The sequence below is a fragment of the Actinocorallia populi genome (genome assembly GCF_002995495.1).
Taxonomy (GTDB): Bacteria; Actinomycetota; Actinomycetes; order Streptosporangiales; family Streptosporangiaceae; genus Actinocorallia; species Actinocorallia populi.
In genome coordinates this window covers 308,382-321,036 of sequence record NZ_PVZV01000009.1, presented here as the reverse complement: position 1 = coordinate 321,036, position 12,655 = coordinate 308,382, and the positions used below count along the sequence as shown (strand labels likewise).

At 72.8% G+C, this 12,655-nt stretch carries 10 protein-coding genes; 1 reads left to right on the top strand and 9 read right to left on the bottom strand.

From position 1 onward, the window contains the following. Window positions 1–49: 49 nt before the first annotated feature. From C2865_RS32675 to deoC, 3 genes are read right to left on the bottom strand one after another with little or no spacing between them, the layout of a single operon-like run. A complete protein-coding gene (locus C2865_RS32675) occupies window positions 50–970 on the bottom strand; it encodes an aldehyde dehydrogenase family protein (RefSeq protein ID WP_408608341.1) in 921 nt (306 codons plus the stop codon). Beyond that, the gene (locus tag C2865_RS32670; RefSeq protein WP_198653767.1) at window positions 960–2,387 is read right to left on the bottom strand and encodes an aldehyde dehydrogenase family protein; all 1,428 of its coding nucleotides are present in this window, start codon (window positions 2,385–2,387) and stop codon (window positions 960–962) included. The genes C2865_RS32675 and C2865_RS32670 overlap by 11 nt, the downstream gene beginning before the upstream one ends. A gap of 7 nt (window positions 2,388–2,394) precedes the next feature. Next, complete coding sequence (gene deoC, locus C2865_RS32665) at window positions 2,395–3,300, bottom strand: deoxyribose-phosphate aldolase (RefSeq protein ID WP_232835924.1); 906 nt, start codon at window positions 3,298–3,300, stop codon at window positions 2,395–2,397. Between the two features lie 212 nt (window positions 3,301–3,512). On the opposite strand from deoC, the gene C2865_RS32660 reads away from it, so the two are divergent. After that, window positions 3,513–4,391: a phenylalanine 4-monooxygenase gene (locus C2865_RS32660; RefSeq protein ID WP_106402486.1), complete on the top strand. Its 879-nt coding sequence runs from the start codon at window positions 3,513–3,515 to the stop codon at window positions 4,389–4,391. Window positions 4,392–4,450: 59 nt separating this feature from the next. Here the strand turns inward: C2865_RS32660 and C2865_RS39675 are convergent, their stop codons facing one another. The 6 genes from C2865_RS39675 to C2865_RS39670 form a co-directional block, all read right to left on the bottom strand. Then, a complete protein-coding gene (locus C2865_RS39675; protein ID WP_157963995.1) occupies window positions 4,451–4,627 on the bottom strand; it encodes a hypothetical protein in 177 nt (58 codons plus the stop codon). 146 nt (window positions 4,628–4,773) lie between these two features. Then, on the bottom strand, window positions 4,774–7,671 hold the full coding sequence (locus C2865_RS41605) for an ATP-binding protein (RefSeq protein ID WP_269802757.1): 2,898 nt from the start codon (window positions 7,669–7,671) through the stop codon (window positions 4,774–4,776). A 49-nt stretch (window positions 7,672–7,720) separates the two neighbouring features. After that, window positions 7,721–10,468: a helix-turn-helix transcriptional regulator gene (locus C2865_RS41600; protein ID WP_106402484.1), complete on the bottom strand. Its 2,748-nt coding sequence runs from the start codon at window positions 10,466–10,468 to the stop codon at window positions 7,721–7,723. 306 nt (window positions 10,469–10,774) lie between these two features. Further along, complete coding sequence (locus C2865_RS32645) at window positions 10,775–11,506, bottom strand: class I SAM-dependent methyltransferase (RefSeq protein WP_106402483.1); 732 nt, start codon at window positions 11,504–11,506, stop codon at window positions 10,775–10,777. A 77-nt stretch (window positions 11,507–11,583) separates the two neighbouring features. After that, window positions 11,584–12,336, bottom strand: a complete 753-nt coding sequence (locus C2865_RS32640) for an IclR family transcriptional regulator (RefSeq protein WP_106402482.1) — start codon at window positions 12,334–12,336, stop codon at window positions 11,584–11,586. Between the two features lie 53 nt (window positions 12,337–12,389). Further along, entirely contained in the window at window positions 12,390–12,560 is a 171-nt protein-coding gene (locus C2865_RS39670) for a hypothetical protein (RefSeq protein WP_157963994.1), read from the bottom strand. Window positions 12,561–12,655: the final 95 nt, after the last annotated feature.

Sequence of the window (12,655 nt, the reverse complement as noted above, 5' to 3'; positions counted from 1 at the left end):
CACTTACCTTCTTGCTACACCCATCTTGACCAGAACCCTTTACGCGCTGTTACACCCCAATGGGATGCCACACGGTTTTCGTCTCCAGGAGTGCGGTCATCCGTTCCGTTCCGGGGTCGGCCGACCAGTCCGTCGCGGCGGGGCGCAGCACGCGCTTCAGATTTCCCGCGGCCGCCGTCTCGCAGGCGTTCGCGAGTTCTTCGGAGGCGCCCGCGAGGTCGACGGCGTTGACGTCCATATGGCCCGCCAGCCACGGCGCGAGTTCCTCGCGCGGGCCGGTGAGGATGTTGACGACCCCTGCGGGCAGGTCGCTGGTCGCCAGCACTTCGGCGAAGGTGACGGCCACCAGGGGCGAGTCCGCGACGACCACCGCGGTGTTGCCGGTCACGATGGCCGGGGCCAGCACCGACACCAGTCCCAGCAGCGGGGATTCGCGCGGCGCGAGCATCCCGACCACGCCGGTCGGCTCCGGCGTCGAGACATTCAGGAACGGCCCCGCGACGGGATTGACCGCGCCGGCCACCTGCGCGATTTTGTCGGCCCATCCGGCGTACCAGACCCACCGGTCCACCGCCGCGTCCACTTCGGCTTCCGCCGCTTCCCGGGAAAGGCCGCCGTCGCGCAGTTCCTCGACGAACTGCCGTCCTCTGCCCTCCAGCATTTCCGCGATCCGGTAGAGAATCTGACCCCGGTTGTAAGGGGTCTTCCCGGACCAGCCCCCGAACGCCCTGCGGGCGGCGACGACCGCGTCCCGCACATCCTTGCGGGAGGCCCAGGAGGCGTTGGCGAGGAATTCTCCCCTGCTGTCGTTCACGACGTAGGACCTGCCGGACTCCGAACGCGGGAACGCCCCGCCGATGAAAAGCTTGTAGGTCTTGCGCACCCGCAGCCGCGCCGCGCCCCCGGCCGCCGCGGCGCCCCTGGGCTCGGGCCGCCCGGCGCTCCCGGGCTTCTTGGACTTACTGGGCAAGGTATGCCTCCAGACCCTGACGGCCGCCCTCGCGGCCGAAACCCGACTCCTTGTAGCCGCCGAACGGCGAGGCCGGGTCGAACCGATTGAACGTGTTGGCCCACACCACGCCCGCGCGCAGCTTCTGGGCCATGGACAGGATGCGGGAGCCCTTCTCCGTCCACACTCCCGCCGAGAGGCCGTAGGGCGTGTTGTTCGCCTTCTCGACGGCCTCAGCGGGGGTGCGGAAGGTGAGCACCGACAGCACGGGACCGAAGATCTCCTCCCGGGCGACGCGGTGGCTGAGCGCCACCCCGGTGAGGATCGTGGGCGCGAACCAGAACCCGCGCTCGGGCAGCGCGCACTCGGGGGACCAGCGCTCGGCGCCCTCCGCCTCCCCCGAGGCGGTCAGCTCGCTGATCCGGGCCAGCTGCGCGGCGGAGTTGATCGCCCCGACGTCGGTGTTCTTGTCCAGCGGGTCGCCGAGCCGCAGCGTGGCCGTCCGCTCCTTCAGCCGGGCCAGCAGCTCCTCGGCCACCGACTCCTGGACCAGCAGCCGCGATCCGGCGCAGCACACCTGGCCCTGGTTGAAGAAGATGGAGTCGACGATCCCCTCGACCGCCTGGTCCAGCGGGGCGTCGTCGAAGACGATGTTGGCGCCCTTGCCGCCCAGCTCCAGGCCGAGGCGCTTGCCGGTGCCGACCACGGCGCGGGCGATGGCGCGGCCGACCTCGGTGGAGCCGGTGAAGGCGATCTTGTCGACGCCCGGGTGCTCCACCAGCAGCCGCCCGGTCTGCGGGCCGCCGGTGACGATGTTGACGACGCCGGGCGGCAGCTCGGCCTGGCGGCAGATGTCGGCGAAGGCCAGCGCGGTCAGCGGGGTGGTCTCGGCGGGCTTGAGCACCACGGTGTTGCCGCAGGCCAGCGCCGGTGCGATCTTCCAGGCCAGCATGAGCAGCGGGAAGTTCCACGGGATGATCTGCCCGGCGACCCCGATCGGGGTGGTGCCGTACCCGGCGTACTCCAGCTTGTCGGCCCAGCCCGCGTGGTAGAAGAAGTGCGCCGCGGCCTGGGGCAGGTCGAAGTCGCGGGTCTCCCGGATCGGCTTGCCGTTGTCGATGGACTCCAGGACGGCCAGCTCCCGCGAGCGCTCCTGGATGATCCGCGCGATCCGGTAGAGGTACTTGGCGCGCTCCCGGCCGGACATCGGGCCCCACACCCGCTCGAACGCGGTGCGGGCCGCGGCCACCGCCAGGTCGACCTCCTCGGCGCCGGCCTCGGCGACCTCGGCGAGCACCTCCTCGGTGGCCGGGTCGATCGTGGGGAACGTCCGCTTGGCGGAGACGAACTCCCCGTCGACGAACAACCCGTAGGAGTCCTCGATCCGTACGGCGCTCCGGGACTCGGGCGCGGGCGCGTACTCGAACATCTCGCTCATCATCGCGTCAGTCCAGTGTGAAGTAGTCGGGGCCGGAGTAGACGCCGGTGGCGAACTTCTCCCGCTGCATGAGCAGGTCGTTGAGCAGGCTGGAGGCGCCGATGCGGAACAGGCGGGGGTCCAGCCAGTCGGGTCCGGCGACCTCGTTCACCAGGACCAGCATCCTGATCGCGTCCTTGGTGGTACGTATGCCGCCCGCGGGCTTGACCCCGACCGTGCGCCCGTGCCGCTCCCGGAAGTCGCGGACGGCCTGCAGCATGAGCAGGACGACCGGCGCGGTGGCCGCGGGCTGGATCTTGCCCGTGGAGGTCTTGATGAAGTCGGCTCCGGCCAGCATCGCCAGCCAGGACGCGCGGCGCACGTTGTCGTAGGTGGCCAGCTCGCCGGTCTCCAGGATCACCTTGAGGTGGGCCGCCCCGCACGCCTCCTTCACCGCGGTGATCTCGTCGTACACCTTGGCGTAGTCCCCCGTCAGGAACGCGCCGCGGTCGATGACCATGTCGATCTCGCTCGCCCCGTCGGCGACCGCCTGCCGGGTGTCCTCCAGCTTGACCGCCAGCGGCGCCCTGCCCGCCGGGAAGGCCGTCGCCACCGACGCCACGCCGACTCCGGAGCCGCGCAGGGCATCCACGGCGACCTTCACCAGGTCGGGGTAGACGCACACCGCGCCGACCGTCGGCGCGCCGGGAGCGGTGTGCACGGCCTTGGCGCACAGCGCGCGGACCTTGCCGGGGGTGTCGGCGCCCTCCAGCGAGGTCAGGTCGACCATGGAGATCGCCAGGTCGACCGCCCTGGCCTTGCTCTCGTTCTTGACCGACCGGGTGCCCAGCCGGGCCGCACGCGCCTCGACGCCGACCTGGTCGACCCCGGGCAACCCGTGCAGGATTCCCCGCAGCTCGTTCACAGATGTCACCGACAAAGCATCCGCCATGGTCCCGCCCCCCGCCAAACCGCCCCCTGAACTGCGGACATAGTCACAACCCGGCCGGGCGGCCGCGGCGGTCCTTCGGACGTTTCGCCAAACCGGCGCGTGGACCTGCGGTGACGTGCCTCCAGACCGGTCGATCAAGCGCGGAGTGGGCACATTCACAGGAACAGACGACGCTTCGACGAGGAGGCGCGGACGTGTTCGAGGAAGCCCAGTACTTCTCGCCCGTCAACGAGGACGAGCACGGCAGGGTGACGGTGCGGCTGGCGCGTGACCATCCGGGTTTCGCCGACCCGGCCTACCGCGAGCGCCGCGATCTGATCGCCGGTCTGGCCGTCGGCCACCGGCGGGGCGACCCGCTCCCCGAGGTCGCCTACACCGAGGAGGAGCAGGAGGTGTGGCGGCTGGTCTCGGCGGAGCTGGCGTCACGGCACCGGCGCTACGCGGCCCAGGAGTTCCTGGACGCCAAGGACCGCCTGAAACTGCCGGCGGACCGCGTCCCGCAGCTCCAGGAGGTCTCGGACCTGCTGGAGCCCCTGACCGGCTTCCGCTACCTGCCCGCCGCCGGGCTGGTGCCGCTGCGGGAGTTCTACGGCTCCCTGGCCGACGGGCTCTTCCACTCGACCCAGTACCTGCGGCACCACAGCATGCCGCTCTACACGCCCGAGCCGGACGTCGTCCACGAGGTCATCGGGCACGCCAACGCGCTGGCCTCCGACCGGTTCGCCGCCCTGTACCGGACGGCGGGGGAGGCGGCCCGCCGGGTCGAGAGCAGGCAGGCCCTGGAGTTCGTCTCCCGGGTCTTCTGGTTCACCCTGGAGTTCGGGGTGCTCCTGGAGGGCGGGGAGCTGAAGGCCTACGGGGCGGGCATCCTCTCCTCCTACGGGGAGATCGAGGAGTTCCGCGCCATGGACGTCCTGCCGCTGGACATCCGTGCCATGGGTCTCACCGACTACGACATCACCAAGTACCAGACGGTCCTGTTCCGCGCCGAGTCCCTGAGCCACCTCGAGGACGTCGCGGGCGGCTTCTGGGAGACCTGCGACGACGACTCGATCGCCGCCCTGGGCGTCTGACGCCGGATACGGAGACGGGGAACACGCCATCTGGGACATGGCATGTTCCCCGTCTCCGCCTACAGCAGGCGCGGTAACGACCGCGCTACCCGCAGGAAGACCGACTTGGCCCCGGTCTTTCCAGAACGCTTGGAGGGCTCCTCGCGTTCCTGCTCGACCTGGTCGGCCTGCGCCTCCTCGCGGTAGCGCGCGACCCGGTCCTTGATGACCGCCCGGCTGAAATCGTGGTGCAGCATGGTGTCCTCGGCTTTCCTCGACGCCGCTTCCGACACCTTCAATCTCGCGCTAAGACCCTCCCCCGCACATGAGGCAGATGCCTTATTCCAGGAGGAAATCCAGGTGACCCCGGGGCTAAGACCCGGCGAGGACGCCTAAGACGCGCTCAGGCCACCGAGGAGCGGTCGCCCGCGAGCAGGCCCAGCCGGCGGGCCGCGGCGGCGGCCTCGGTGCGGGAGGAGACGCCGAGCTTGGCGAGGATGTTGCTGACGTGGACGCTGGCGGTCTTCGCCGAGATGAACAGGGCCTCGGCGATCTCCTTGTTGGATCCGCCGTCGACGAGTCGCGCCAGCACCTCGAGTTCCCGTGCGGTCAGCCCGTGCGACGAGGACGCGCGCGCTCCCGAGCCCAGCCTCTGCCTGAGGTCCTCGACGTCCGCCAGCAGCGGCGCCGCGCCCAGGTCGCGGGCCAGGACGGCCGCCTCGGCCAGCCGTTCCACGGCCCGTGCGCGCCGCCCCTCCGCCGCGTCGTGCTCGGCCGCCCGGTAGAGCGCCTGGGCGCGCGGGTAGGGCTGGCCGAGTTCCGCCCAGGCGTCGGCGACGGAGTCCCAGCGGGGGTCCCGTCCCCGGCACCTGGCGGACTCCGCGCGGAAGGTCAGCGACCACGCCCGCTGGACCGGTCCCTGGACGGCCAGGCCCGCGGCGCGGGCGGCCAGCGGCTCCAGCTCCGCGACCGTGTGGCACGCCGCCGCGCCGATCGCCAGGACGGGCCAGGCGTACCGGCTGTCGTCGGGGCGCCCCGTGGCCTTCAGGACCGGCTCCAGCGCCGCCAGCGCCGCCCGGGGGTCGCCTTCGGCGAGGCGGAGCCCCGCCTCCAGCCGCAGCACCGGGTAGTGCTCCTGGAGGCGCCGGTCCACCTCCCAGCGGCTGAACTGGTAGGCCACCTCCAGCCCCCGTTCGGCGAGCGGGTGGTCGCCGCGGGCAAGGCCGAGCTCGCCGCGCAGCAGCACGAGGCAGGCCCTGTGCGCCCGCGGGGGGTCGGCCTCCAGCGCCCGTTCGATCACCTCCACCGCCTCGTCCCAGCGGCCCAGGGAGTGCAGCGACTCGGCGTGGTTGATGCTGAGGAAGGAGCCCTGGATGCAGAAGAGCCCGATCTCCTTGGCCCGTTCGATCCCGCGTGCGGCCACCTCGACCGCCTCGGCGTGCCGTCCCGAGCCCTCCAGGAGGTGGGAGCGGTTGATCGCGCCGCGCAGCATCAGCTGGCCCGCGCCCATCTCCTCGGCGATGCGCTCCGCCTGGTCCAGCAGGTACCAGCCCTCTCCCTCCTCGCCGACGCCCTTCTCGTAGTCGGGCTCGTCCATCAGGCAGATCAGGCTGAGCAGCACGTGCGCCTCGGACTTGCGGTCGCCGGCCGCCCGCGCCGCCTCCAGCGCCTCGTCGGCCGTGCGCTTGGCCTCCTTGACCCCCACCCCCAGGAACAGGTGCTGCGCCAGCGCGGCCAGGGCCTGGGCCCGTGCGGCGGACGGCGGCTCGGCCGGCACCAGCCGGACGGCCTCCTGCAGGTCCTCCAGCCAGTCCCTGCGGCCCAGCTGGTGGCGCATCCGGCCGCGCCGCTCCAGCAGCCAGGCCCGGCTCAGCGGGTCGTCCGCCTCCCGCAGCGCGGCCGAGGCCAGCTTGATGCCGCGTTCGCCGTCCCCCGCCCACTCCGCCGCCCAGACCGCCTGCCGCAGTGCCTCCTGCCGGGTGGCGCCGATCTTCTGCTCCGCGTCCGGTACGCGCTCCCACAGCTCCAGGACGCGTTCGCGCATCCGCAGCTCCTCGGCGTACGCGGCGGCGCGGTCGGCCTCCTGCGCCGCCTTCCAGGCGCTGATCAGCGCCCATTCCAGGTTGTGCGCGGCGTACCAGTGGTGGGCCAGCTCGGCGGCCGCGCGGCCCGGCGGCACCAGGGTGACGTCGTCCTCCAGGGCTTCGGCGTACCGGGTGTGCAGGCGGGTGTGCTCGCCGGGCAGCAGGTCGTCGTGGATGGCCTCGCGGATCAGCGCGTGCCGGAACCGGTAGCCCTCGCCCTCGACCACCAGGACGTTGTTCTCCACGGCGGGCCGCAGGCTGCGGGTGAGGGCGCGCTCGTCCAGGCCGCTGACGGCGGCCAGCAGCCGGTGCTCGATGCGGACGCCTCCCGCGCCGGCCACCCGCAGCAGCTCCCCCGTCTCCTCCGGCAGCCGCTCGACACCGGCCAGCAGCAGGTCGCGCAGCGACTCGGGCAGCTCGCAGGCGATGCGGCCGTCCGCCTCCATCAGCGCCTCGACGAACAAGGGGTTGCCCTCGCTGCGGGTGAAGAACTTCTCGACGCGGCCGCCGTCGGGCTCGGTGCCGCGCAGGCGGGTCATCAGCTCGCCGACCTCCTGGCGGGTCAGCCGGTCCAGCTCGTGCCTGGCGACCCGCTCCAGCCGGTCCAGTTCGGCCAGCAGGGGGCGCAGCGGATGGCCGCGGTGCAGCTCGTCCGTCCGGTAGGTGACGACGACCATCAGCGCGGCCACCGCGCCGAGGTTGCGGATGAGGAAGGCCAGCAGGTCGCGGCTGGAGCGGTCGGCCCAGTGCGCGTCCTCGATCACCAGCACGACGGGGCCGCGCTGGGCGAGCCGGTCCAGCAGGGTCAGCACCAGCTCGAACAGCCGGGCCTGGTGGTGGCCGGAGCCGTCGCCCTCCGGCTCGCCGAACTCCGGCAGCAGCCGGGCCAGCTCCGAGGTGCGCCCGCCGACCAGCTCGGCCACCCCGTCGGTGCCCAGTTCCCGGACGAGCTGGCGCAGCACCGCGGTGAACGGCGCGAACGGGAAGCCGTCGACGCCCAGTTCCAGGCAGCCGCCCAGCAGCAGCCGCGCGCCCTGGGCGCGGGCCCTGGCCGAGAACTCCTCCACCAGGCGGGACTTGCCGACCCCGGCCTCGCCGCCCAGCAGCACCGCCCGCGCCGTCCCCGTCAGGACGCCGGCGAACGCGCCGTCCAGCGCGCCGAGTTCGGTCTCGCGCCCGACCAGCACCGGGCTCACCCCGCCCATACCCACGCTCACGCTCCCCAGAATGCCAGCACGACCGGACATTCCCCATAGAAGTTTCCGTTCACAGGCCGAGCCTCCGCGCCATCGCCGCGGCCTCGCCCCGGGAGGAGACCCCGAGCTTGCCCAGGATGTTGCTCACATGCACGCTGACCGTCTTGGCCGAGATGGACAGCAGATGCGCTATCTCCCGGTTGGCCCTGCCCTCGGCCAGCTCCCGCAGGACCTCGACCTCCCGCGCGGTCAGCCCGCGCACCGCCGTCGTGCCGCCCAGCCGGGAGTGCGCCTCCTCGATCTCGGCCAGCAGCGGGGCGGCGCCCAGGTCCGCGGCCAGCTTCCGGGCACGTTCCAGCCGCTCCGCGGCACCGTTCCGGTCCGCCGCGGCCGCGCGCAGCAGGGCGTAGGCCTCCCGGTAGGGCTGGCCGACCTCCCGCCACGCCTCGGCGGCCTCCGTCCAGGACGCGCCCGAGCCGGTGACGGGTGCGCACTCGGCCTCGAAGGACAGCCGGTGCGCGGCCATGACCGGGCCGACGACGCGCAGCGCCGCGGCCCGCCGCAGGTAGGGATCCAGTTCCCTCTCGTCGCGGCAGGCGCGGGCCACCAGCATCAGCACCGGCCAGGAGTACCGTGCGGCGTCCGCCATCTCCCCGGGATCCAGCAGCGGCTCCGCCGCCTTGCGCGCCCCCTCGTGGTCTCCTTCCGCCAGCCGCAGGGAGACCTCCAGGCGGACCACCGCGAAGAGGTCCTCGGCCCGGCGCACCGGTCCCCGCCTGACGGCCTTGAGGGAGAAGCCGAGGTCGGCCGCCGCCCTGCGCAGGTCGCCCCGCGCCGTGTGGATCTCCCCGGCCAGGCCGCGCAGGCTGCCCATGTGGCGGCTCAGCGGGAGCCGTTCGGTCACTTCCTCGATGATCTGGAGCGCCTCGTCCCAGCGGCCCAGGGAGACCAGCGGCTCCGCCGCGTTGTAGGCCAGGATCGTGCCCATGATGCGGCCGAGCCCGCGGGCGACGGCATCCTCCTGCCCCGAGCGGGCGACCCGGTGGGCCTCCTCGTGCCGGCCCGCGGACTCCAGCACGTGCGAGACGCTCAGCTTGTACCGGAGCACCTCGTTGTAGTCCTCGCAGCGCCCCAGCAGCGGCTCGACCTCCTCGAGCATGGCCAGCCGCGTCTCGTCCGGCTCGTCGTCGTGCAGCGCCAGGGTCATCAGCGCGCTGGTCAGCGCGGTCGCGTCGTCCACCTCGCGGGCGGCGCGCACCGCCTCCCGCGCCGCGCGCCAGGTCTCGTCCAGGGAGTCGGGGATCTTGAAGAGGTACTTGGCGAGTGTGGCCAGCGCCCTGGCCCGGGTCGCGGACGGCGGGCGGTCGGCCAGCAGCGCCGCGGCCTCCCGCAGGTCCGCCGCGCCCTCGACCCTGTGCAGATGCAGGTTCATCCGGCCGCGGCAGCTCAGCAGCTCCGTCCGCGCCACCGGTTCGTCCACGCGTTCCAGCGCGACGCCCGCCAGCTCGATCCCCCGGTCCAGCTCCCCGGACAGCTCCGCGGCCGTCACCGCCCGGCGCAGGACCTCCGTCCGGTCGAGATCCGAGGGCACCTGCTCGGAGAGCTCCAGGACCCGTTCGGAGAGCGCGAGCGCCTCGGCGTACGCGGCCGACCTCATCGCCTCGCCCGAGGCCAGCCAGGCGCTCTCCAGGGCGCGGGGGAGGTCGCGTGCCGCATACCAGTGGTAGGCGCGTTCGGACGCGGCCCGGCCCGGCGGCACCAGCCACGGCCGTTCCTCCAGCGTCCGGGCGTAGGCCAGGTGCAGCCGCCTCAGCTCCCCCGGCAGCAGGTCGTCGCGGACGGCCTCGCGGATCAGCGCGTGCCGGAAGACATAGCCCTCGCCGTCCACGGCGAGCACGTTCGCCTCCACGGCGGGGCGCAGCGCCTCGTCGAGCGCCGCCCCCTCCCGCCCGGCCACGGCGGCCAGCAGGCCGTCCTCCAGGCTCTGTCCGCCCGCCGCGGCGATCCGCAGCAGCTCCTGCGACGCGCCGGGCAGCCGCCGCACCCCGGCCAGCACCAGGTCCCGCAACGACTCCGGGAGCTCCGCCGACTCCTCGCCCGCCAGTGCCTCCACGAACAGGGGGTTGCCCTCGCTGCGCCGGAAGACCTCCGCCGCGCGCCGCGCGTCCACGCCCTCGCCGAGCATCCGGCGGGTCTCGGCCCGGGTGAGCCTGCCCAGTTCCAGCCGCTCCACCCGGTCCACCCGGTCGAGCTCGGCCAGCAGCGGCCGCAGCGGGTGGTCGCGGTGCAGGGCCTCACTGCGGTAGGTGACCAGCACCAGCACCGAGCCGGCCAGGTTGCGGATGAGGAAGTCCAGCAGGTCGCGGCTGGAGCGGTCGGCCCAGTGCGCGTCCTCGATCACCAGGATCAGCGGACCGCTTTCGGCCAGCCGGTCCAGCAGGGTCAGCACCAGCTCGAACAGCCGTGCCCTGGCCTCGTCGGCGGGCGCCTCGTCGGGGTCGCCGAACTCCGGCAGCAGCCGGGCCAGGCCCCGCGCGCCGGGCAGCAGCTCCTCGATCCCGCCGGTCCCCAGTTCGCGCACCAGCCCGCGCAGCGCGGCGGTGAAGGGCGCGAACGGCAGCAGCTCGGCCGAGAGCTCCACGCAGCCGCCGGTCAGCACCCTGGTCCCGGTGCAGCCGGCGGTGAACTCGCGGACCAGGCGGGTCTTGCCGACGCCCGCCTCGCCGCCCACCAGCACGACGCCGGGCAGCCGGCGGTGCGCCTCGCGCAGGCGCGCCAGTTCCCCGGTCCGGCCGATCAGCGGAGAGGGTGGGGGCATATATCCAGGATGACAGGTGAACCGGACATAACCCAGCCATTATCGCCCTCAGCGATCATGGTCGGTGCCGGACCCGATGGCCGGAGAATCCTCTCCACCCCCCTGCCACCGGGCCGTCGGACCACACGGGAATTTGTGGCTGGCCCCGGTCGACGCCTGCTCGGGGCGCACCCGCCCCGTCCGGGGCGGAGAGGCGAGCGAGCGCTTCAGCGGCCACCCTCATTGTCGGCCCGTACCCGCCTCCGGCACGGGGAGACTTCCCGATGCGACGGCCGCAGTTTTCAGTACCTGAACTTTTCGCGGCGCCTATTCGGGCACCCGGGCGACGGCGAAGACCGTCTGGCCGAACGGGGGCCGGAAGAGCCGCTCCAGGAACCGGGTGGTCGGGATCACGGTCCGGTCGTAGATCTTCACCAGCCGGGGGTCGGGGTAGCCCACGCCGCCCCGGCGCACCGCCGCCCACCAGGCGATGCCGCCCAGGAAGTTGATCGGCTTGAGCACCTCGGCCTCCAGGCCCGCCGCGGCGATGGTGGTGCCCAGCGTCTTGGGCGTGTAGCGGGTGACATGCCCGACCTTGCGGTCGAAGTCCCCGTAGAGCTGCATGTAGCCCGGCACCCAGATGACGATGCGCCCGCCGGGCTCGACCACCGCGGCCAGGTCCCGGAGCGCCTGGGCGTCCTCGGCGATGTGCTCCAGGACGTTCATCATCACGACGGTGTCGACCTTCTGGCGGATCTCCACCTTCGCCGGCAGCGCCAGCGACAGCACCTCGACGTCGGGGTCCTCGGCGTAGCGCTTCTCCAGCTGCTCGACGCAGTACGGGTCGTTGTCGCTGACGGCCAGGTAGTCCAGGCGGCCGGCGAACTGCTCGGAGAAGTGGCCGAGTCCCGAGCCGATCTCCAGCAGGGAGCGGCCGACGTGCGGAGCCACCATGTCGTACTCGTACTTGCGGTAGTTGCGCGCCTCGTCGCCACCGAGGTGGTTCTCCAGTGCGCCTTCGCCGGCCGCGGGCTGGACCGGCTGGAAGTTCTCAGACATGGGTTCCACTCGTGCTCGGTTCCGGGATCACGGGGAGTTTACCGGCTGGTACCACGCACCGTCGGGAGTCCGGTATTTCAGCTCAGGGCGGCCAGCCTGGCCAGGCGGGCCGCGGTCTCGTGCAGCCGGGTCCCGGCGCCCTGGAGGCGGGGCAGCCGCTCGGCCCGGCAGGAGACGGCCAGCGCGCCGGTCAGGCCGCCGGCGTCCGCCACGGGGACCGCCACGCAGACCGTGCCGAGCGTGTACTCCTCGCGGTCGTAGAAGAACCCGTCCCGCCCGGCCAGGCCCCTGGCCAGCGCCCTGCGGTCGGTGATGGTGTGCGGGGTGAGGTCGAGCAGCGGGTGGCGGGTCAGGTACTCGCCCCGCGCGGGCTCGTCGAGCTGGCCCAGGAGGCACTTGCCGATGGCGGTGGCGTGCGCCGCCTCGTCGAAGCCGACGTACAGGTCCACCCGGCGCTCGCGCGGCCCGTCGACCACGTCGACCAGCCGGATCTCGCCCTCCTGGTGCACCGCGAAGTAGACGGCCACGCCCAGCTCGTCGCGCAGCGCGGCCAGGACCGGGCGCACCCGGGCCAGCGTCATCTGGGTGCGGCCCTGGGCGTACAGGCCCTCGAGCCGCTCGCCCAGCACCCAGCCGCCGTCGGGCAGCTTGGTGACGTAACCCTCGTACGCCAGGGTGCGCAGCAGGTGGTACGTGGTGGCCAGGGGCAGCCCGGCCAGCCGGGCGAGCTGCTTGGCCGGCGCGCCCGAGGGATGCGCCACCACCGTCTCCATCAGGTGCAGCGCACGTTGCACTGAGGCGATCAGCGTCGGTCTGCGTGTACCGTCCATCACGGAAAGCGAACACTGCGCGGGAAGTCAGGTCAAGCCGTTTCGACAAGTTGCTAAACGGAAGGTTCGCCCGGCGCCCCCATCAGGGGAGGAATGGGGAGCCGCTTCTTGGGGCGGCCGGCCGGCCGGTGCGCCGCGGCCTCCGGCGGAGCGGGCGCCTCCTCCGCCTCCACGGCGTCGTGGAGGGAGTGTTCCGGCTGCTGGACGTCGTCGGTCGTCGGCATGCGCACGACCCTAGCCGCGGGTCTTCCAGCTCCGGGTGAAGCCAGGGGCATGCTTCATCCAGCTCTCGGGGAGACGGAACGGGCCGCGGCGTGTT